The organism is Luteibacter sp. P1_D3, from assembly GCF_056406135.1.
The window spans coordinates 1-19,914 of sequence record NZ_JBFUAT010000026.1 but is presented as its reverse complement, the minus strand read 5'-3'; the positions used below and the strand labels follow the sequence as shown (position 1 = coordinate 19,914).

Annotated in this window: 20 protein-coding genes; 10 read left to right on the top strand and 10 right to left on the bottom strand. The window is 64.1% G+C overall.

The window, feature by feature from the left end; genetic code table 11:
• Nucleotides 1–17: 17 nt before the first annotated feature.
• On the bottom strand, nt 18–1,046 hold the full coding sequence (locus AC1DYM_RS16235; protein WP_477340041.1) for a hypothetical protein: 1,029 nt from the start codon (nt 1,044–1,046) through the stop codon (nt 18–20).
• 204 nt (nt 1,047–1,250) lie between these two features.
• On the opposite strand from AC1DYM_RS16235, the gene fusA reads away from it, so the two are divergent.
• A complete protein-coding gene (gene fusA / locus AC1DYM_RS16230; protein ID WP_477340039.1) occupies nt 1,251–3,290 on the top strand; it encodes an elongation factor G in 2,040 nt (679 codons plus the stop codon).
• Nucleotides 3,291–3,621: 331 nt separating this feature from the next.
• On the opposite strand, the gene AC1DYM_RS16225 is transcribed toward fusA, so the two are convergent.
• Nucleotides 3,622–3,915, bottom strand: a complete 294-nt coding sequence (locus AC1DYM_RS16225; protein WP_477340037.1) for a hypothetical protein — start codon at nt 3,913–3,915, stop codon at nt 3,622–3,624.
• Nucleotides 3,916–4,198: 283 nt separating this feature from the next.
• Nucleotides 4,199–4,669 (bottom strand): SET domain-containing protein, encoded by a 471-nt coding sequence (locus AC1DYM_RS16220; protein WP_046979924.1) that lies wholly within the window; start codon nt 4,667–4,669, stop codon nt 4,199–4,201.
• A gap of 146 nt (nt 4,670–4,815) precedes the next feature.
• Between AC1DYM_RS16220 and AC1DYM_RS16215 the strand changes: the two genes are divergently transcribed.
• From AC1DYM_RS16215 to AC1DYM_RS16205, 3 genes are all read left to right on the top strand, one after another.
• Complete coding sequence (locus tag AC1DYM_RS16215) at nt 4,816–5,316, top strand: hypothetical protein (protein ID WP_477340035.1); 501 nt, start codon at nt 4,816–4,818, stop codon at nt 5,314–5,316.
• Nucleotides 5,317–5,358: 42 nt separating this feature from the next.
• Nucleotides 5,359–7,134, top strand: a complete 1,776-nt coding sequence (locus AC1DYM_RS16210; protein WP_477340033.1) for an acyl-CoA dehydrogenase C-terminal domain-containing protein — start codon at nt 5,359–5,361, stop codon at nt 7,132–7,134.
• Nucleotides 7,135–7,364: 230 nt separating this feature from the next.
• Entirely contained in the window at nt 7,365–7,841 is a 477-nt protein-coding gene (locus AC1DYM_RS16205) for a GNAT family N-acetyltransferase (RefSeq protein ID WP_477340031.1), read from the top strand.
• A 90-nt stretch (nt 7,842–7,931) separates the two neighbouring features.
• On the opposite strand, the gene AC1DYM_RS16200 is transcribed toward AC1DYM_RS16205, so the two are convergent.
• Complete coding sequence (locus AC1DYM_RS16200; protein ID WP_477340029.1) at nt 7,932–8,687, bottom strand: SapC family protein; 756 nt, start codon at nt 8,685–8,687, stop codon at nt 7,932–7,934.
• Nucleotides 8,688–8,950: 263 nt separating this feature from the next.
• On the opposite strand from AC1DYM_RS16200, the gene AC1DYM_RS16195 reads away from it, so the two are divergent.
• Together AC1DYM_RS16195 and dxs are read left to right on the top strand one after the other, a co-directional pair.
• Complete coding sequence (locus AC1DYM_RS16195; protein ID WP_046968993.1) at nt 8,951–9,559, top strand: HNH endonuclease; 609 nt, start codon at nt 8,951–8,953, stop codon at nt 9,557–9,559.
• Between the two features lie 76 nt (nt 9,560–9,635).
• Complete coding sequence (gene dxs / locus AC1DYM_RS16190; protein ID WP_477340027.1) at nt 9,636–11,531, top strand: 1-deoxy-D-xylulose-5-phosphate synthase; 1,896 nt, start codon at nt 9,636–9,638, stop codon at nt 11,529–11,531.
• 21 nt (nt 11,532–11,552) lie between these two features.
• Here dxs and prmC read toward each other — a convergent pair whose 3' ends face one another.
• Nucleotides 11,553–12,374, bottom strand: a complete 822-nt coding sequence (gene prmC / locus AC1DYM_RS16185; RefSeq protein WP_477340025.1) for a peptide chain release factor N(5)-glutamine methyltransferase — start codon at nt 12,372–12,374, stop codon at nt 11,553–11,555.
• 50 nt (nt 12,375–12,424) lie between these two features.
• Between prmC and AC1DYM_RS16180 the strand changes: the two genes are divergently transcribed.
• Both AC1DYM_RS16180 and AC1DYM_RS16175 read left to right on the top strand, forming a co-directional pair.
• Nucleotides 12,425–13,288, top strand: a complete 864-nt coding sequence (locus AC1DYM_RS16180; protein ID WP_477340023.1) for an alpha/beta hydrolase — start codon at nt 12,425–12,427, stop codon at nt 13,286–13,288.
• 50 nt (nt 13,289–13,338) lie between these two features.
• Entirely contained in the window at nt 13,339–14,196 is an 858-nt protein-coding gene (locus AC1DYM_RS16175; RefSeq protein WP_477340022.1) for an alpha/beta hydrolase, read from the top strand.
• A gap of 135 nt (nt 14,197–14,331) precedes the next feature.
• Here the strand turns inward: AC1DYM_RS16175 and AC1DYM_RS16170 are convergent, their stop codons facing one another.
• Complete coding sequence (locus AC1DYM_RS16170) at nt 14,332–15,234, bottom strand: phytanoyl-CoA dioxygenase family protein (protein WP_477340020.1); 903 nt, start codon at nt 15,232–15,234, stop codon at nt 14,332–14,334.
• 143 nt (nt 15,235–15,377) lie between these two features.
• Between AC1DYM_RS16170 and AC1DYM_RS16165 the strand changes: the two genes are divergently transcribed.
• Nucleotides 15,378–16,496 carry a Gfo/Idh/MocA family protein gene (locus AC1DYM_RS16165; protein WP_477340018.1) on the top strand — a complete coding sequence of 373 codons (1,119 nt, stop codon included), beginning with the start codon at nt 15,378–15,380 and terminating at the stop codon, nt 16,494–16,496.
• A gap of 54 nt (nt 16,497–16,550) precedes the next feature.
• Here AC1DYM_RS16165 and AC1DYM_RS16160 read toward each other — a convergent pair whose 3' ends face one another.
• The 3 genes from AC1DYM_RS16160 to AC1DYM_RS16150 form a co-directional block, all read right to left on the bottom strand.
• Nucleotides 16,551–17,573 (bottom strand): LacI family DNA-binding transcriptional regulator, encoded by a 1,023-nt coding sequence (locus tag AC1DYM_RS16160; protein ID WP_477340016.1) that lies wholly within the window; start codon nt 17,571–17,573, stop codon nt 16,551–16,553.
• Between the two features lie 17 nt (nt 17,574–17,590).
• On the bottom strand, nt 17,591–17,941 hold the full coding sequence (locus AC1DYM_RS16155; protein ID WP_477340014.1) for a hypothetical protein: 351 nt from the start codon (nt 17,939–17,941) through the stop codon (nt 17,591–17,593).
• Between the two features lie 192 nt (nt 17,942–18,133).
• Nucleotides 18,134–18,547, bottom strand: coding sequence for a hypothetical protein (locus AC1DYM_RS16150; protein WP_477340012.1), 414 nt, complete (start codon nt 18,545–18,547; stop codon nt 18,134–18,136).
• Nucleotides 18,548–18,793: 246 nt separating this feature from the next.
• Between AC1DYM_RS16150 and AC1DYM_RS16145 the strand changes: the two genes are divergently transcribed.
• A complete protein-coding gene (locus tag AC1DYM_RS16145; protein WP_477340010.1) occupies nt 18,794–19,225 on the top strand; it encodes a DUF4879 domain-containing protein in 432 nt (143 codons plus the stop codon).
• Between the two features lie 62 nt (nt 19,226–19,287).
• Here AC1DYM_RS16145 and AC1DYM_RS16140 read toward each other — a convergent pair.
• On the bottom strand, nt 19,288–19,914 hold a 627-nt coding region (locus AC1DYM_RS16140), incomplete at its 5' end, for an ERAP1-like C-terminal domain-containing protein (RefSeq protein ID WP_477340008.1).

Sequence of the window (19,914 nt, the reverse complement as noted above, 5' to 3'; positions counted from 1 at the left end):
TGCGTACGCCCGTCGTGTCACTTGCCGGCGCGACGATCGCGCTCGGCGTTCTCCTGGTCCATGGCCTTCAGAGGAATATCCGATGCACATCCTTGCGGCAGGGGCTTGTCCGCGCGGAACGCGGCAATGCACTGCGCTTCGGTTGGTGGCGTCGGCTGGTCGGGGAGGTCCTTCGCCAGGGGGTTCGCCGGCGCCATGCTGAGACGGACGTCGCCATCCTTCTTCGAGGCCTTCGAGGGATCTTCACCGCTGCAACCCGCCGGCAGGACGAACAGGACGGTCGCGCAGTTCACCCGCGTGCCGTGGCCCAGGTCGACGGTCTGCTTGACGGTGGTCTTCTCGATGACCTGACGAACGCCTTTGCTCAGGGCATTTTCGTCGCGCGGTGCCCAGTCTTTTTCGAAGCGCGTCTGTGTGTACGTCACCGTGGTCTTGTGCGACATGATGCCGGTGTCGTCGGTAGGCTTGCGCGCGACGAAGTCCGGCTTCGATCCGGCACCGGAGGTTGGCATCGCCACGCTGCCATCCCTGCCGAACAGATTGGCCGTCGGCGCCTGGCTCGCAGGCGCGGGCGTCGGCGAGGCGGCCTCGGCCGGCGTTTCATCCTCGGGCTTCTTCTTCGGCGGTGGCTCGGGGCGCGTCGCCTCCGGCGAACGCACCTTGGGCGGCGGCTCGGACACCGGCGGCGGGGGCGGCACGTCGGCGACCGCCGGGGGCGGGCGTGTCGGTTCGATGAAACGCACCTCAAGCACATCGGCTTGGTCGACGGGCGGGGCGAACGCGACCTGCACCCGCGGCTGCATCTCGTAGCGCACCAGGAAGATCAGCACGATATGCAGGACGAGGGCCGCCGCCAGGGCCAGCGTGAAGCGCACCCGGTCACGCGGCGGTGGACGGCGACCGATGGCATGCAGGGCGACCAGGCTGGCCGCATCCAGGGGTGCCAGACCGCGCGAGCGCGACGATGCCTCCGGTTCGAGCCGGTGGGGTTCGACGAAGGGCGGTGGCGCCTTACCGGGATATTGCACGCGAGCGGGAGTCCCCATGGGGCCTTCGGAAGTGGGACAGGATAGTGGCGCGCGGCTGAGCACAGCGTAAGCCCTGGCCTAGAGACCGCGTCGTCAGATAAAGATTCCCCTTGCGTCCGGTACGGGTTCGGAGAACCCTTGGAATCGGCGTTGGCGCGCCTGAATCACCACCGCCATGAGCGTCCGGATTGCCCGGACGGCCTTGAGAAGGAGGGTCGCATCGTGTCGCCATCCACGGAACGCATCCGCAGCCTTGCCCTTGCCGGTCACGCCGGCGCCGGCAAGACCACCCTGTTCGAAGCCATGCTTCACGCCGGTGGCGCACTGACGACCCCCGGCAGCATCGAGCGTGGCAGTACCGTTTCCGACACCGACCCCATGGAGAAGTCACGGGGGCATTCGATCGACGCATCCATCGCCTCGATCGAACGACACGGCTATCGCATCCATCTGCTCGACACGCCGGGATACGCCGACTTCCGCGGGCCCGCACTCGCCGCGCTCGCCGCCGCCGACACGGTGGCCATCGTGGTCAACGGGGCGAACGGGATCGAGCACGGCACGCGCACKATGATGGCGCACGCCAGGGAACGGGGTATGGCTCGCATCCTCGTGGTCAACCGGATCGACGCCGAAGGCCTCGACCTGCCAGGCCTGGTCGACGCGTTACGCGAGGAATTCGGCAACGAATGCCTGCCGCTGAACCTGCCGGCATCGAAAGGGCACTCGGTACGCGATGCCTTTTTCCAGACCGCGGGCGACACCGATTTCTCGTCGCCGGGAGAGGCCCATCAGCGCATCATCGACCAGGTGGTCGAGATCGACGACGAGGTGATGGAGCATTACCTCGAAGCCGGTGAGTCCGCGTTGTCCGCGGCGGAAATTCGCGGCGCACTCGAGCACTGCCTGCGCGACGGACATCTCGTGCCGATCGTCTTCACCAGCGCCCGCGACGGCATCGGTGTCGACGAACTGCTCGAACTGGTCGAGCGCATCCTGCCCTGCCCCACCGAAACGAACCCACCGCCGTTCCGCGATCGCGCGGGAGCCCCCTTCGACGTCGCCGCCGATGCATCGCGTCACGTCGTCGCCGATGTGTTCAAGATCGTCAACGATCCTTTCGTCGGAAAACTCGGTGTGTTTCGCGTCTGGCAGGGCACCGTGCGCAAGGACGCCCAGCTGTTCGTCGATGACGGACGCAAACCGTTCAAGGTGGCGCACCTGTTTCGCCTGCAGGGTCGCGAACATATCGAGGTAGACGAAGCGTTGCCGGGCGACATCGCTGCCGTGGCGAAGATCGACGACATCCATTTCGACGCCGTACTGCATGACGCCGCCGATGAATCGCGTATCCACCTCGAGCCATCTGCCTTCCCGGCGCCGATGTTCGGGCTTGCCGTGGAGCCGGCACACAAGGGGCAGGAACAGAAGCTGTCGCAGGCCCTGTGCAAGCTCGCCGAGGAAGACCCCTGCTTTCGCGTCGAGCATCACAAGGAACTCAACGAGACCGTCATACGCGGACTCTCCGACCTGCACCTGAAACTCATGCTGGAGCGCATGAAAGCGCGTTACGACGTCGACGTGATCACGCATCCGCCGCGCATCGCCTACCGCGAAACGATCGGCGCGAATGCCGAAGGCCATCACCGGCACAAGAAGCAGACCGGGGGTGCCGGACAGTTCGGCGAAGTCTTTCTGCGCGTGGAGCCGCTGGAACGCGGCAAGGGATTCGTCTTCGACGACGAGACCAAGGGTGGCGTGATCCCCGGACAGTTCATGCCGGCGATCGAAAAAGGGGTGCGCCAGGCGCTGGACGGCGGCGCCATCGCGGGCTATCCGATCCAGGATGTCCGCGTCGTGGTGTACGACGGCAAGCACCATCCGGTCGATTCCAAGGAGGTCGCCTTCATCAGCGCCGGCCGCAAGGCCTTCCTCGACGCGGTGTCGCGCGCGCATCCCCAGGTGCTGGAACCCGTGGTCGATCTGGAGGTGTCTATCCCGGAGCGCTATGTGGGCGACGTCACAGGAGGTCTGGCATCCAAGCGGGCGCACATCATGGGCACCGACTCGCTACGAGGCGGTGAGACCCTGATCAAGGCGCGCGTGCCGCTGGCGGAGCTGACCGACTATCCGACCCAGTTGAAGGCCATGACCGGCGGACAGGGCCGCTATGCGATGGCATTCAGCCATTACGACACCGTGCCGGCCGGCGTCCAGCGGAAGTTGGCCGAGCAGTGGAAGCCCCGGGCCGAGGAAGACTGAAGCGGCGCGCTAGGGACCACGCTGTTGTAGGAGCCGATTCATCGGCGATAGGCCTTCCGGCTTCACCGCTCCGTTGGCTTTTCGCCGATGAATCGGCTCCTACATGTCCTCATTGCGGCTTTACGCTTGGGCTCGGGCATCGTGCCGATGCCCGAGCTGACCGATTACCCGACGCCGTTGAAGGCGATGACAGGCGGCCAGCGCCGCTAAGCAACGGAGATAAGCCTTTCTGAGGCGGCGCCGGCCGGGGTGCAGCGAAAGTCGATGGAAATGTGGAAGTCAAAATACATTTTGCGACAACGACGTTTTACACATAACTCGCACTCATTACTTAGCCATCCTGAATACGTACAACGAGCGTCCTATGTCCATCAACGTAAGCTGCATTAGCCGAAATATCATACGTCGTCGCCATTTTGCCGGTCATGCCACTTTCTATTGCGTCATAAAATTTGCCAGGATCTGACTCGTCATCTACAGACTGGCTCTCGGCCTTCCTTGAGACCGGTAGATCCTGTAAGGGTAATTGAACCAGTTCAACTACTGCGCCAGAGGACTTTGCCTCCGCCTCTAGCGCATCCTTGACCTCGCTGTAAGGTTTCCCGACCACTGAATTTGGATTCATGACACTACCTCCATGTAGCACGTGATTTAGCGCAGCTTGCGCGTCGGTAGTAAATACATTACGGAGTTAGCCACGCGTTAAAAACACGATGATACGAAGCCTTTTTTTCAGCATCAGCCCGTCAATTCGGCAGACATGAAGTTAGTCATCTGAGCCCTTTGCATATCATGTTTGCAATGGACAACGAGGAGGCCAAGGATTTGTCGTCGAGCTTCGCGCGATGTCTTAGCGAACTGTCAGCGCTTGTTCACAAAACTTACGATGGTGTCCTCGGCCGAATGCTTCAGCGCTTGGGCTTGAGCATCGTACCGATGCAATTGGGCGCACCGCAGAGGCAGGCCCACACCTTCTTCAGGCGGGCCGTGTGCGGCATGTCCAGGGTGATGCCGTAGTCGTAGGTCAGCTCTTCGCCCGGGGCGATGTCGCGGATGGCCTCGATCAGCACGCGGTCCTTCTTCGACGGCTTGCCCTCCACCGCCTCTTCGATGACGGCCTGGCAATTCGGGTTGCAGCCGTGATTGATCCAGCGCGCCGTATTGCCGTTGCTGTTGCCGTCGACGATGAAGCGCTCGTTGAGGGTGAACAGGAAGGTGTGGCCGGTCTCGCCACCATCGCCGTATTTCTTGTCGGCCTGGGCGTGGGTGATGCGATCGCCCTTGTATTCGACGATCTCGTCGCCGGCCTTGATGGCGCCAGTGGCGAAAACGCCGTTTCCGTGAATGGGAGAGCGTCGGGCGGCGATACGTCGGGTCATGGGAAGGCACGTAGAAAGGTCAATGCGGATGATGCCTGCTCGACCGACGCTTGGGAACCGCGTTTCAAACGCACGTCTCGCGCGTATGGCCCGGCCGGCGCTACCATCGAACGACTGTTCGACGCCAACCGCCGGAATTCCAGGGAATGACCTCGACCCTTCGCACCACCGTTTTTCGCTTGTCATTGCTGGCCGCGACGGCTCTCCTGGCGGCCTGCGGCCCCGAGAAGAAGAGCGTGTATCCGCCCGCCGTGACCCTGCAGCAGGTCGCCGCCAAACCGGGCGGGACCTGGCATGTGACGCTGCGCCTGCGTAACAACAGCTACGGCGGCATGTCCTTCGATCGCTTCCAGGGCACGCTTCGCGTCGGCGATCTCGGCGGCGTGCTGCTCGACGCAAAAATCGACCAGGACATCCCCTCCTTCGCGGCCGACGTCACCGTCATCGACATCCTTCCCACGGCCGAGATGTCCAAAGCCCTGGCCGAGCTCGCGGCCAAGGGCAGCAGCGGGTCGCTGCCTTATGCCATCGACGGCAGCATTTCGGCCACGCCGGAGAAAGAGGACAAGTCGCGCACCTTCGACGTGCACGGCAAGAACTGGCTATCGCCCGTCCCCGGCATCCCCGACACCTACCGCTCTCCCTGATCACTCCACAGCCGCGCTTGCCGCGCCTCGCCAGGATTCACGATGACGATCTACAAAGCCCCGCTCAATGACATGCGCTTCGCGCTCTACGACGTGCTCGGCGCCGAAGCCGTGCTCACCCGACTCCAGGGCGGTGAGGCGCATTCGCGCGACCTGCTCGATGCCGTGCTCGATGAGGCCGCGCGTTTCAATGAACAGGTTCTGGCTCCGCTGAACGCCTCGGGCGACCAGGAAGGCTGCGTCTATGACAAGGCCACCGCGACGGTCACTACGCCGAAGGGCTTCAAGGAGGCGTATCGCCAGTACGCCGAGGGTGGCTGGGCCGGCCTGACGGCACACGAAAAGTTCGGCGGCCAGGGCCTGCCCGCCGTGCTCGGCGCGATGACCAAGGAAATGATCGACTCGGCCAACCTGGCTTGGGGCATCTACCCGCTGCTTTCGCACGGCGCCACGGACGCGCTCGAACACCACGGCACCGAGTGGCAGCAGGAAACCTTCCTGAAGCCGCTAGTGGATGGCCGCTGGACGGGCACCATGTGCCTGACCGAGCCCCAGGCCGGCTCGGATCTCGGCCTGCTGAAGACCCGCGCCGAGCCCAACGCCGACGGCAGCTACCGCGTCAGCGGCACCAAGATCTTCATCAGCGCCGGCGAGCATGATTTCTCCGAGAACATCGTCCACCTCGTGCTGGCCCGTCTGCCGGACGCCCCAGCGGGCAGCCGCGGCATCTCGATGCTCATCGTGCCCAAGTTCAAGGTGAACAAGGACGGCTCGCTCGGCGATCGCAACGCCGTTGCCGCCGGTGCGATCGAGCACAAGATGGGCATCAGGGGCTCGGCCACCTGCGTAATGAATTTCGACGGTGCCGAAGGCTGGCTGATCGGACCGGCGCACAAGGGGCTCATGGCGATGTTCACCATGATGAATGCAGCACGCCTCGGCGTCGGCATCCAGGGTCTCGCCGTCTCCGAGCGCGCCCTGCAGAACAGCCTCAACTACGCCCGCGAGCGCCTGCAGATGCGTGCCTTGTCGGGCCCGGCGTTCCCGGATAAGCCGGCCGATCCGCTCACCGTGCACCCCGACGTACGTCGCATGCTGCTCACCCAGCGCGCCTTCGTCGAAGGTGGTCGCGTGTTGGCCGCCTATGCCGCGCTGCAGGGCGACATCGAATCGCGCGATGCCGACCCGCAGGTCCGCAAGAACGCGGGCGAACTGCTCTCGTTCCTCATCCCGATCGTCAAGGGCCTGCTCACCGAGGCGGCACAGGAGTGCACCAAGGAAGCCCTGCAGATCTTCGGCGGCCACGGTTACATCGCCGAGCACGGCATGGAACAGTTCGTCCGCGACGCCCGCATCATCACGCTGTACGAAGGCACCACCGGCATCCAGGCGCTCGATCTGCTCGGCCGCAAGATCATGCAGTTGCAGGGAGCCGGCCTGAAGCATTTCCTCAACGAGATCTCGACCTTCTGCCAGACCAACGCGGACAACGACGCCGTGAAGGCCTTCATCGGCCCGCTCGCCGTCGCGACCAAGACCTGGGGCGACGTGACCCAGGCGATCGCACAGCGTGCGCAGGCGAATCCCGAGGAACTCGGCGCCGCGGCCGTGGATTACCTCTACTTCTCCGGGTATGTGAGCCTGGCCTACGTCTGGGCTCGCAGCGTACTGGCTGCCGGCGGCTCGTCCCTCTCGGCGAACGACAAGCAGGCCAAGCGCGATACCGCGACCTTCTACTTCACCCGCATCCTGCCGCGCATCCACGTGCACAAGGCGGCGATCGAAGCCGGTGTGGCAACGGTGCCCGAGCCGCTCTGACGGCGGCGGCTTTGGTAGGAGCCGATTCATCGGCGAACGGGTGCTCGCGGCACCCTGGCCCGCTGCCGCGGGATCGCCGATGAATCGGCTCCTACCCCGCTCCGTTGGCCTTTCGCCGCTGAAGCGGCTCCCACATTCCCTCATTCGCCGGCGGGGCTTCCGTCGGCCAGCGTGAAGGTGTAGAAACAGACTCTTTCCGGAATCCTTCAGCCGCGACGGTGCCCGATACGATGAGCGACTCCCCGTTCCTGATCCGTCTCGCCGAGAGCGACGACGATGAGTTCATCCTGGATCTGGTCCCCCGTTTCATCAGCTTCCCGCTGCCCAACGGCCGTACGCGTACCGATTGCCTGAAGGGCATCGAGGCCGATCTGGTCCATCACCTCGACGACCAGCCGCCCAACAGCTACATCTTCGTCGTCGAAAACGAGGACGGCGAGGCCGTTGGCTTCCTGCAGCTGCAGAAGACCAAGGACTTCTTCACTCATCGCGACAACTGCCATATCGCCAATATCGCGGTCGCCCAAAAATACGAAGGTGTTGGCGTCGGGAAGTTCATGCTCGCGTATGCCGACACCTGGGCAAAGGAACATCACTGCCAGTTCGTCACCCTGGCCGTGCTCCCTGGGAACGAGAAAGCCCGGGACCTCTATGTCTCCCACGGCTTCGATACCGACCTGATGCGGCTGGCGAAACCGGTGCGCTGATCAAGGGCATCGCCGCTGAAGCGGCTCCCACATTCCCCATGAAAAAGGCCACCCAGGGGTGGCCTTTTTTTCGCACGAACCGGGGGTCGGTCAGACCGTAGCCGGTGCGTCCTTGGCTTCACGTGCATCCAGACGCGCAGCCATGCGGTCGATGTTGGCCAGCGACACCAGGTGGGCGTAGATCCAGCCGAACGCACCCTCGCGCAGGAACTCGTGGGCAACTTTCTCATCAAGCGTGCGCAGCTTCTCTTCGTTGATCACGAACAGGCCGTTGAGGTTGATGCCCTTGCCTTCCTTCTGCAGGGTGACGGTGCGCTCTTCGAGCAGGTTGTGCTCGCGCAGCTTGCCCATGAACCACTGCGTGCGGGCGACGTGGTCCTGGAACTCGCCCAGGAACTTCACGGCGTTGGTCAGGGCCGGCGCGTCGGTGCCGTCTTCATTGAAGAGGCGCTCGCCTTCGCTGTCGTTGAAGCCTTCGTAGGCCTCGTCGAGGAACACGGTGAAGTCGTCGCCCTCGGCGCCGACCGGCTTCTCGGCCAGGACGAACGGGTAGCGGCGGATGAAGGCCGGGATGTACATGCCCGTCTCCCAGAAGCCGTTCTCGCCGACCAGGAGGTTCTCGCCCTGGCGAAGGCCGAGGAGCGCCATCGGGCCCGCTTCCTCGATCGAGTTGCCGGCGAACAGGATCGGGTAGTCACGCGCCGCGGGCGCGAATTCCACGCCCGTCAGCGGCACGGAGTGCGCGCCGGCAGCGAAACGGATGTTGTTGACCGCCTTGATGCGGAGGTCGCGGTGCGCGGTGCGGTTCAGCGGAACCGGACGCTCGTAGAAAAGCACTTCTGCCACAGTGAAACCCTCTCGTACCCGTCGGACCTGGGAAGCCACCCCGGCCCCCCTTCCAAACCCGTCGGGCGTCTGTCGAACGCCCACTATATCAGCGCCGCGCGGCCCGGACAGCCCCGCAAGAAGCGGGCCGGGCTGGTGCTTTTCTGTAGCAATAATGGGCTATGCTCGGGTCAACGCCCCTTGTGGGGTCGGATCGATGCACCGATCCGCACGGAGTTCGACTGGCTGGAACGCTCTTTCGCTTATGTGAAGGACGAGACACGATGACGATGGAAGTGCTTCAGGATGACCTGCCCAGGGTGACCGCGCTGAACACCACGCGCGTGCTCTCCCTTGATGCGGCGGGCCGTATCCTGGACTGGATCAGCTGGCAGGACGCCGTCTGCCTGTACGTTCGTGGCGTGGTCGCCTGGACGCTCGGCGACCCCTGTCTGACCGTCCACGGCGGCCTCAGCCGCGCCAGTGGACTCCAGAGCAGTCTCGAGCTTCACCCCATCGTCGCCAGCACCGGTCATTGCCGCGAACACGCCATCGACCCGGCACCTGCCCTCACCAACACCGCCCTTTTCGCACGCGATCGGCACATCTGCCTGTATTGCGGGCATCACTACACCCGTCACGAACTCACGCGCGATCACGTCCTGCCCCTATCCAAGAAGGGCGCGGACGAGTGGGAGAACGTGGTCAGCGCCTGCCTGGCCTGCAACCTGCGCAAGAGCAACCGCACGCCGCAGCAGGCCAACATGCCGCTCCTGGCCGTGCCCTATCGCCCCAGCTGGGTCGAGCACCTGATCCTGTCCAACCGCAATATCCTGGCCGATCAGATGGAATTCCTGGTGGGTCACCTGCCGCGAGATCGCCGGCCCGCCTGAGTCCGGCCCCGGATTGCCCGCAAAGATTCACGCCCCGTCCCTTGCCCCGGCCCGTCCGTAGGCGAACAATAGAGGGATGAACGACCTCTCCCGCTACCCTTATCTGGCGCAGATCGAATCGCCGGAGGATCTCCGGCGCTTTCCGGACGACCAGCTGCCGGCGATCGCCGACGAATTGCGCCGCTACCTGATCGAGGCCGTCGCCTCCTCGGGCGGACACTTCGGCGCGGGCCTGGGCGTGGTCGAGCTGACGGTCGCCCTGCATCATGTCTTCGACACCCCCCGCGACCGCCTGGTCTGGGATGTCGGACACCAGTGCTATCCGCACAAGATCCTCACCGGCCGGCGCGACCGGATCACCACGATCAAGAAAAAGGACGGCCTCGCCCCTTTTCCGCGCCGCGAAGAGAGCGAGTACGACACGTTCGGTGTCGGCCATTCCTCGACTTCGATCTCGGCCGCGCTGGGCATGGCCATCGCCCTGCAGCGTCGGGGTGACAACCGTAAGGTCATCGCCGTCATCGGCGATGGCGCGATCACCGCGGGCATGGCCTTCGAGGCCCTGAACCACGGCGGCGACGTCGAGCCGAACATGCTGGTGATCCTCAACGACAACGGCATGTCGATCAGCGAAAACGTCGGCGCGATGACCAAGATGATGGCTCGCGCGATGTCCAGCCGCACGCTCAACGCGTGGCGCGAGCGCGCCAAGAAGGCGATGCCGCGCGAGTCGTTCTTCGGCCGCTTCTTCAAGCGCTGGGAGGAACACGCCAAGGGCATGTTCGTGCCGTCGACGTTGTTCGAGGAACTGGGCTTCCATTACACCGGGCCGATCGACGGTCACAACATGGCCCAGCTGGTCCAGGCACTGGAGACGGTCAAGGATCTTCCGGGCCCGCAGCTCATCCATGTCATGACGACCAAGGGCAAGGGCTACGAGCCGGCCGAGAAGGGTCCGATCGAATACCACGCCGTCGGCCCGTTCGACCCCGTCGCTGGCTTGGTCAAGAAAGGCGCGCCGGCCAAGCCGACCTATACCGATATTTTCAGCGACTGGCTGTGCGACATGGCGGCCACCGACGAGCGCCTGCTCGGCATCACACCGGCGATGCGCGAAGGTTCGGGCCTGGTTCGCTTCTCGAAGGAATACCCGCAGCGTTATTTCGACGTCGCGATCGCGGAGCAGCACGCGGTGACGCTGGCCGCCGGCATGGCAGTGGAAGGCGCGAAGCCGGTGGTGGCGATCTACTCGACCTTCCTCCAGCGGGCCTACGACCAGGCCATCCACGACGTCGCCCTGCAGAACCTCGACGTAACCTTCGCCATCGACCGCGCAGGCGTCGTCGGACCGGACGGCGCCACGCATTCGGGCAGCTTCGACCTCTCCTTCATGCGCTGCCTGCCGAACATGGTGATCATGGCGCCGGCCGACGAGCACGAATGCCGGACCATGCTGAGCACGGGCTATCAATACAAGGGTCCCGCCGCCATTCGTTACCCCCGAGGTACCGGCCCGGGCGCGAAAATGGTCGAAGCACTGGAAACCTTCCCGATCGGCAAGGCTGAAGTGCGCCGTCGCGGCCATCACGGCCTGGCCATTCTTTCCTTCGGCACCATGCTCGCGCCCGCCGCGGTGATCGCCGCCGAAGTGGATGCCACCCTGGTCAACATGCGCTTCGTCAAACCGTTGGACGAGGAACTGATCCTCGAGATGGCGCGCACGCACAAGGCCTTCGTCACCATCGAGGACAACGCCATCGCCGGCGGGGCCGGTGCGGGTGTGGCCGAGTTGCTGGCTGCCAACGGCGTGACGATCCCGATCTTCCATCTCGGCCTGCCGGACGCCTATCTGGAGCACGGAAGCCGCGAGGAAGTGCTGACGATGGCGGGCCTCGACCTGCCCCAGATTCGCAGCGCGATCGTGGCGCGATTCCCGCAGTTCATCGCCAGCGCGGTGGCCAGCGCGGGGTAAGTCCCCGCGCTCGCGCGACGCTCAGGACTCCCTGCAGCCGCCGCTGACGCGGTCGCGCTGTTCCAGATCCTGAGCGGTAAACGTCTTCATGAAGCCGGCGTGCTCCAGCACGCCGCGCACTGCGTCGCCCTGGTTCCACCCGTGCTCCATCAACAGCCAGCCACCTGGCACGAGTTGACGCAGTGACATGGCCACGATGCGCCGGATGTCGACGAGGCCGTCCGCGCCCGAGGCAAGCGCCGTCATCGGTTCGAAGCGCAGGTCGCCTTCGCGCAGATGGCGATCGTCCGCTTCGATATACGGCGGATTGCTCACGATGAGGTCGAACGACTCGCCAGCCAGCGGAGCGAGCCAGTCGCCATGCGCGAACGTGACGCGCCCCAGGTCAAGGCGCTGTGCGTTACGACGCGCGACCGCCAGCGCTTCCGCGCTCGCATCCACGGCGACGACCACAGCATCCGGACGCTCCCTGGCGATAGCCAGCGCGATCGCCCCACTGCCGGTGCCGAGGTCGACGACGCGGCCGCCACGCGGCAATCGTTCAAGGGCCAGCTCCACCAGCAACTCGGTTTCCGGTCTCGGGATCAGAGTCGCCGGGGTCACTTCCAAGGTGAGCGACCAGAAGTCCCGCGTGCCCGTGATGTAGGCGATCGGCTCACCCAGGGCCCGACGGCGCACGAGTGCCTCGAAGCGGTCCAACCCGGAGGCCTCCGCGGCGTCGTCGGCATGGGCAAAGAACCATGCGCGATTCACGCCGAGCACGTGGGCGAGCAACAACTCGGCTTCGAGGCGGTCGCCGAGGGCTTCCGTCGCTTGGCGCAGGATCGTGCGAATGTCGGTCATCCACGCATTCTAGCGTCGATGGCCCCGGCGCCTCGCCTTAGACTAGGCGGATGACCGGTCGCGCCGCCCTCCTCTTCTCCCTCCTGATGCTCGCCGGATGCCAGAGCGCCTTTTTCGGCACGGTCAACCTGCGCCAGCCGTCCAACGAGGTCGTCCCGCACCGGAACATCACCTACGACGCAGCGTCCGCACTTGCGCTGGACGTCTACGCGCCGCTGCACGCGGAACACGCCCCCGTGGTCGTTTACTTCTACGGTGGCAGCTGGATGAGCGGCAAGCGGCAATGGTTCCGCTGGATGGGTGAAGCGCTGGCGGCCGAGGGGGTGGTAACCATCGTGGCCGACGTTCGTCTGTGGCCACGTACGCGACTGGATGGCTTCCTTCACGATGGCGCGGAAGCCGTTCGCTGGGCACACGATCACGCCAGCGAGTTCGGTGGCGATCCCTCGCACCTTTTCGTCATGGGCCATTCGTCGGGCGGCCAGATCGCCGCGATGCTGGCCATGGACAAGCAGTGGCTCGCTACCGTGGGCATGAAGCCACGCGACCTGGCCGGCTTCATCGGTGTAGCTGGGACCTACGACTTCATCCCCTTCGACGAGCCCGAGTTCTACGACATGTTCGGGCGCACGCCGGAGGACGAGGCGCGCTCCCAACCGATCAACTTCGTCGATGGCGACGAGCCGCCCGCCCTGTTGCTGCAGGGAGAGAAAGACACGATCGTCTACCCATCGGAGGCCATCGCCCTGGAGGGCCGCTATCGCCAGCAGGGAGAGCCCGTCGAACTGAAGCTGTATCCGAACCTCGGACACGAAAAGCTTCTCCTCGCCTTTGGCCCGTTGAAAGCCAGGGCGCCTGTCCTCGCCGACACGATGGCCTTCATCCGACGTTATTCGGGCAGCCCTTCACGCTGAGCACGGCCGACGGTGCATCCACCTTCACGCCGGATCCGTAAGTTACCGGCATGACCCGACTCTTTCTCGCTGCCCTCGGCAGTCTTCTTCTCAGCGGCTGCCAGTCCGCTCTCTTCACCGCCGTCAACGCACGCCAGCCTTCGGCCGGTGTTGTGGCGCATCAGGACATCGTCTTCGATGCGCCCCACGGCCTATCGCTGGATGTCTACTCGCCACCCCAGGCGCATGAGGCACCCGTCGTGGTGTTCCTCTACGGCGGAAGCTGGAAGAGCGGGAAGCGGCAGTGGTACCGCTGGGTGGGCGAGGCACTGGCTGCCAGGGGCATCGTCACCGTCGTCTCCGACTACCGGCAATGGCCTACCGTGCGACTCGACGGCTTCATGCAGGACGGCGCCAAGGCGGTCCGATGGACACACGATCATGCCGGGGAGTTCGGCGGCGATGCGGCACACCTCTTCGTGATGGGCCATTCGGCGGGTGGACACATAGCGGCGTTGCTGGCCACCGACGGCCGCTGGCTCGGTGCCGTCGGCATGAAGCCACGCGATCTCTCGGGCTTTATCGGATTGGCGGGGCCTTACGACTTCCTTCCCCTGACCAACGACGATTTCATCGACATGTTCGGCCACACGGCAGAGCAACAGGCCCGCTCGCAACCGGTCAACTTCGTCGATGGCGATGAACCTCCCGCCCTGTTGTTGCAAGGCGAATCCGACGGCACCGTGAAATCCTCCAATGCGCTTTCACTGCAGAGACGCTATGAAGCGCGGGGCGAGCACGTCGAGGTAAAGCTCTATCCCGACACCGGTCACATGGGCGTGCTGTTCGGTCTTGGCACCGGCAAACACAAGGCTTCCGTGCTGGACGACGTCGTGACCTTCATCCAAAAGCAGTCCACGCCACCTTAGGCCACACCGCTCTGTGTAGGAGCCGATTCATCGGCGATGGGTGCTAGCCGAAACCCGGCCCGCTGCCGCGGGATCGCCGATGAATCGGCTCCTACAAAGCGCAGCTGATCGGCCAAGTTGCGGCGGACGCGTTGGCTACCGCGCCTTCATCGCATCGCGCCCTTCCGCATTACCGCCGCGCGCCGCGTCCAGCACTTCCGGGTACGGATAGTTCAGCCCCAGCAACTGGCGAATATCCGGGCTCGCGTTCTTGACGAACTCCGCTGGCAGTGCCGCCGGCATGTCTTCCATCGGCTTGACGAACTTCGGCAGGTATTGGGTGATGATCGCCGAGCGATCGATGCTGCTGCGATTGGGCATGGCGCAATGCCAGACGGCACCGAAGAAGATTACGGTATCGCCCGGCTCGCCGAGCATGCGCTCGCAGCGTTCGAAGAACCGGTCGCTTTCGTCCGGGTAGTGCAACTCACGCTGCGTGCCGGGGACGAACGCCGTCGCGCCGGTTTCTTCCGTAAACGGATCGAGCATGATCGTCGCTTGTGCATTCAACGGGAACGTCGCGTTGATGCGCGCGGGATGCGTTTCCGGTGAATGGAAGTCCCAATATGGATAATCGATATGCGGCTCCTGACCGGGCCCGCCCGGGAGAATCCGGTTCGCCGCGATCGATCCCATGATGAACTCGCTGCCGATAAAGGCACGCATCACTTTCATGATCGCGGGATGAGCTGCCATCCGAGAGAAGATCTCGCCCTTGCCGAGCAGATTCCAGACCCGTCGCTGCAGATTGATCCGCCCTGCCTTTTCCGCATCGCCCTGGAAGTGGGTGACCTTGCGGCCACGCTCATCCGCGTCGGATTCACGCATCACGATGTCGCGCGCCTCGGCAATCTCCGCAGGCGTGAACAAGCCACGTAGCGTGACCGCACCGACGCCATCGAGTAGCTCGCTCACGACGGTTTCGGTATCCAGCGTCTCTTCGGTAAAGACACGAATGCGGGTGGGCGAGCGGGGAAACGAGTGCGCGGAGGCATGCATGGCTGGCTCCTGCCGCGATGGCGGCGTGGTTAAGGCGGGCGAAGGCCGGTTCGAGGACTACGCTATGCCGTTTTGCAAGCGCTTGCAAACCGCACTGCAACATCCCTAGAGTCGGCCTATCACCCACCAGCAAGAGCCAAGCGATGAGCGAACTGAGGATCGGCCTGATCGGCGCCGGCTACATGGGCAAGGCGCATACCGCGGGCTTCCAGGGCGTCGCGGCCATTTTCGAGACCACCCTGCGTCCGGTCTGCGAGATGATCGCCACCTCGACGGCCGAGGGCGCGGCTGAGCAGGCGCGGCGTTGGGGCTGGCGCCGTTCGACCGGCGACTGGCGTGAGCTGGTCGCCGACCCTGGCGTCGATGCCGTCGTCATTGCGACACCGCCACGCACCCACCTCGACATGGTCATGGCCTGTATCGCCGCCGGGAAACCTGTCTTCTGCGAGAAGCCCCTTGGCGCAAGCGCCGACGAATCGTTGCGCATGACAGAGGCGGTCGAACGTGCAGGGCTGCCCAACATGATCGGCTTCAACTACATCCGCACGCCCGCAAGCCAGCTGGCCCGGCAGATCATCGCCTCGGGCGAAATTGGTGACGTGATCCAGGTCACCGCGGAACACGTGGAAGACTACCTTCACGATCCCGCCCTCCCCGCCTCCTGGCGCACACGCATCGCCACCGGGACGGAAGCCGGTGCGCTAGGCGACGTCGCGCCGCATATCGTCAACGCCTGCCTGCGTCTGGTCGGGCCCATCGCCAGCCTGGTGGCCGACACCCACATCGTGCACGCGCGGCGCGATGGCCCGAATGGACCGGAAGCTGTCGAGAACGACGACCAGGGCCAGATGTTGCTGCGCTTCGCCAACGGCGCTACCGGCAGCATCAGCTTCAGCCGCATGGCCGCCGGGCGGAAGATGGGCTACACCTACCGGATCACCGGCACGCGTGGCGCCATTGCCTTCGACCAGGAAGACCAGAACGCCCTCTGGCTCTACGACGCCGCCCGCGAACCGTCACGCAGGGGCTTTCAGAAACTCCTGATGGGCCCCGCGCACCCGGACTACCTCGCGTTCAACCAGGGCGTCGGACACGGCACCGGCTACAACGACCAGATCATCATCGAAGCGCGTGACTTCCTGCAGGCCATATCGACAGGTGAATCGGTGTGGCCAACCTTCCGCGACGGCTACGAGGTTGATCGCATCATCGAAGCCGCCCTGCTGTCGCATCGCGAGCGCCGCTGGGTGGCGATCGACTAGCTACGGCGGTATGCAGGAACCGACCACGCCGGTGCTGCCACGCCACGAGACCATTCACGCGTCGCGGAGGCTTCCCCGAACGACCAACTCGCACGCAAACAACTTGCTTCGCGGTACCGCCTCAGGATCTTCCATCCACGCGACGATTCGTTCGATCGCATGCAACACCATCTCGCGAATCGGCTGCTTCACCGTCGTCAGCGAGTAGGAAGCCCAAGCGGCCAACGGCATGTCGTCAAAGCCGACGACGCTGAGCTCACCGGGGACATCCACGCTACGTTCGCGGCAGGCGTCGATCGCCCCGAGCGCCAACACGTCGTCGCCACAGAACACGCCATCCAGCCGATCGTTTCGATCCAGCAACGCATGCATGGCGAGACGGCCGTGCTCATGCGTGTAGTTACCGGCATGCAGCGTCTGCCTTAACGCAGCCCCCGCCGCCTCGGCGAAACCCTTGCAACGATCGATCGTCGAGGCATCGCGATCGGAGCCACCAAGGAAGGCAAGGCGCCGCAGCCCACGCAAGCGCATGGCCTCCGCGACCCGACGACCACCCTCGACGTTGTCCACCGTTACCACCGGCACGGGCGATGACCTGCCTGCCCGGCCGAACACATGCAGCACCGGCAGGCCTGCCGCTCGACACGAAGCGGCAAAGCCGGCCGGTGGCGCAGACGTGGCGATCAGCACGGCGTCGACGTTGTACTGCTGGAGCATGTCGAGCGCCGCCTTGCCGTCCTCGTCCTCACCCAGGTTGGCGAGCAAAGGCCGCAAGCCGCGTGCCTGCAGCTCGCGGGTGAAAAGGTCGAAGACCTCCATGAAGGTCGGATTGGCAAAGTGGTTGGAAACCAGCCCGATCAGCTCGGTGCGACCCGTCATGAGACTGCGCGCAAGGCGGTTCGGCTTGTAGCCGAGCCGCTCGGCCGTGTCGGTCACAAGCTCCCGCGTCCGCGCCGACACACTGGCGCCGGGTGTAAACGTACGCGAGACCGCCGAAATCGAAACGCCCGCCGCCTCCGCCACATCGCGTGCGGTGGCGGGGGACACGCGGGTTGGCAACAGGCTACGTGAGGGCATGCGCCAAGGTTAGCGCATCAGGCGACGACCGAGATGGGGACGCTCTGCGCTTCCATCATTTTCATGCGTTCCATCAGACCTGCGTAGAACGCCGCCAGTGGTTTGGAGCTTTGCCCGCGAGCGGCATCCAGCTTACCTTCCATGTTCGCGGTGAAGTCCACGGGGACGTCGGGTCGCTTTGCGTACCACTCCTGCGGAATCGAGCTACTGATGGCGGAGCCGTCCGTTGCCGTCATCCTGTTACGCCGGACCATGTCGTTGACATAGGCCTGAAGCTGCCTCGGCGTAACACGGGAGAAATCGATGGTACTCGACACATTTGCTTTCGCTGCGCGGGCACCGGTTCGGGCATCGACCGGCGTTCGCATAGTCGTCCCTTTTACCGCGTACGTACCCGGCCCCAAGACCGGACTGATGTTATTCATGCGAGGCACCTCTTGATGAGCTTGCTTCAAGAGACCAGAGAAAACGGAGCGACGAAAGTCAGTTCAGCATGAAAGCGGTGGATGACTGCGCATTCGTTCGTCGTCGACCTACAACGGCACGACGGATCCGGCGCATCAGGCAACGACCGAGATGTGGACCGACCTTTCCTCCGATATTTTCATCCATGCCAACATGCCTTCGTAGAACGTCGTGTCTGACGTGAATCCGTGGGCGCGAGTAAAGTCTGCAAAGCTCTTCACACGCGAGGTGACGTCCACGGGCACGTCAGGACATTCGCTGTACCACTCGTCGGGTATGGAACAAAAGAGCGACGAGCAATAGAGCATTTCGGTCTCGTCTATCTCTCCGCTCATGACTCGCTCATCAATGTACGCGTGAAGCGACCGGGGCGTGATGTGAGAAAGGTCGAGGTCTTTTTTCGCTCCGGCGGTGGACTGAACCACGGAGATCGGGGCGACTGCATCCTTCCTGGCTACCACGAAAGCTCTGAGCGGATGGGTGATGCTAACGGGCAAAGTTACTTGCATGTCGACCCCTCCTGATTGATATCAATCAAAAGAGCAGAGAACGGTTCGGTGCGAAAGGCTCAAGTGTGAGATCGCGCGAATAGCTCTCGCAAGTTAGTGGCTATCACCTACGCCTACGGCGGTATCGATAGCGATCACACGTGGTCGCGGTGAAGGCCATTGAAGAACTCGTCCTCCGCCCATCGATTCCGCAGATACCGAGCGAAGATCATTTCCTCAGCCAATCCGGCTGAACGAGATCTTCTTATGAAGCGCGTCACCATCCATTGCGTAGTAGCAGTTCTCATGCTCAGCGTCGGAACGATTCACGCCAGCAACCAGCTTTCGCGGGTATATGTACATCACGTGACTTCAACCAAAGGAGGCACCGAGTTGATACCCCAAGGGGGATCGTGGACCGCGAAAGATCATGGCGGTGCGCGTTTCCAAATCGTCACCGACGAGATCGGCTACGGCCACGGCGCGCAGGCGCGACTGCTTGGCGTCCCATTGCGCGAGATGAAATACGAGTCGCTCTGCAACGTTCGCGGCCGCCTCGGCCCTTGCCCGAATGGCGCGACGATTATCGGCCATCGCAGCACGTGGGATGCCAGTGGGCGCGAGGGCGGTAATTTCGAGGTCGTGGTCTTGCCGAGCGGTTCCGGTGGCGCACAGCGCGCCACCCTGCAGATCCGCTGATAAAACGAAGAGGCCGAGCGATCACTCGCCCGGCCTCTTTGTTTTCTACCTGACGAAGAAAATCAGCGCGTGATGGCCTTCGGATCCTGCTTGGCCTTGAGGGCCGCGCAGAGCAGGGTCGACTCGCTGGTCTGGGCGAGATCGCGTTCCGCACCGCTCACCTGCGCGAGCTTCGGCTTGAAGAACTCGCTCATGCGATCGGCTTCCGCCTTCGAGCAGCTACCGGCTGCCGCCATGGTGACCACCTTGCCGCCGGCGAAGCTGCCGGTGCGCGCGATGATCTTGTCGTAGTTGGTGACGTACCACTTCCACAGTTCGTTACGCGAGGCTTCGGAATCGCGGCTGCCACGGAGCAACGAGGCCATCTCGCCAACCTTCACGTCCTTGCTCAGCGAGAAGTCGCGGACCTTGTTCGCCTGCGCCACGTCCTTCGCACTCGCGAGAGCCGACAGCATCGCATTGCGCTTGGCCGGATCGGAGGTCTTCGGGATCTCAGCGATCAGTGCATCGACGGCCGGTGCACCGCGCTCCTGCACGGCCACGCCGAGGGCGTCACCGAGCAGATCCGGATCGGCCGCATCGAGGCTGAGACGACCATCCTTCACCTGCAACGCGGCGTCGCCCTGCTTCAGCAGCTCGGCGCGAACTTCCGGCGCGGCGATGTCGTCGTCACCGAGGAAGCCGGCGAG

Coding starts and splice junctions, on each gene's coding strand:
- AC1DYM_RS16160 (WP_477340016.1), bottom strand. CDS start 17,573: ATGCCCTCACGTAGCCTGTTGCCAACCCGCGTGTCCCCCGCCACCGCA.
- AC1DYM_RS16195 (WP_046968993.1), top strand. CDS start 8,951: ATGACGATGGAAGTGCTTCAGGATGACCTGCCCAGGGTGACCGCGCTG.
- AC1DYM_RS16165 (WP_477340018.1), top strand. CDS start 15,378: ATGAGCGAACTGAGGATCGGCCTGATCGGCGCCGGCTACATGGGCAAG.
- prmC (WP_477340025.1), bottom strand. CDS start 12,374: ATGACCGACATTCGCACGATCCTGCGCCAAGCGACGGAAGCCCTCGGC.
- AC1DYM_RS16180 (WP_477340023.1), top strand. CDS start 12,425: ATGACCGGTCGCGCCGCCCTCCTCTTCTCCCTCCTGATGCTCGCCGGA.
- AC1DYM_RS16215 (WP_477340035.1), top strand. CDS start 4,816: ATGACCTCGACCCTTCGCACCACCGTTTTTCGCTTGTCATTGCTGGCC.
- AC1DYM_RS16150 (WP_477340012.1), bottom strand. CDS start 18,547: ATGCAAGTAACTTTGCCCGTTAGCATCACCCATCCGCTCAGAGCTTTC.
- AC1DYM_RS16145 (WP_477340010.1), top strand. CDS start 18,794: ATGAAGCGCGTCACCATCCATTGCGTAGTAGCAGTTCTCATGCTCAGC.
- AC1DYM_RS16210 (WP_477340033.1), top strand. CDS start 5,359: ATGACGATCTACAAAGCCCCGCTCAATGACATGCGCTTCGCGCTCTAC.
- AC1DYM_RS16155 (WP_477340014.1), bottom strand. CDS start 17,941: ATGCGAACGCCGGTCGATGCCCGAACCGGTGCCCGCGCAGCGAAAGCA.
- AC1DYM_RS16220 (WP_046979924.1), bottom strand. CDS start 4,669: ATGACCCGACGTATCGCCGCCCGACGCTCTCCCATTCACGGAAACGGC.
- AC1DYM_RS16205 (WP_477340031.1), top strand. CDS start 7,365: ATGAGCGACTCCCCGTTCCTGATCCGTCTCGCCGAGAGCGACGACGAT.
- AC1DYM_RS16170 (WP_477340020.1), bottom strand. CDS start 15,234: ATGCATGCCTCCGCGCACTCGTTTCCCCGCTCGCCCACCCGCATTCGT.
- dxs (WP_477340027.1), top strand. CDS start 9,636: ATGAACGACCTCTCCCGCTACCCTTATCTGGCGCAGATCGAATCGCCG.
- AC1DYM_RS16175 (WP_477340022.1), top strand. CDS start 13,339: ATGACCCGACTCTTTCTCGCTGCCCTCGGCAGTCTTCTTCTCAGCGGC.
- AC1DYM_RS16235 (WP_477340041.1), bottom strand. CDS start 1,046: ATGGGGACTCCCGCTCGCGTGCAATATCCCGGTAAGGCGCCACCGCCC.
- AC1DYM_RS16225 (WP_477340037.1), bottom strand. CDS start 3,915: ATGAATCCAAATTCAGTGGTCGGGAAACCTTACAGCGAGGTCAAGGAT.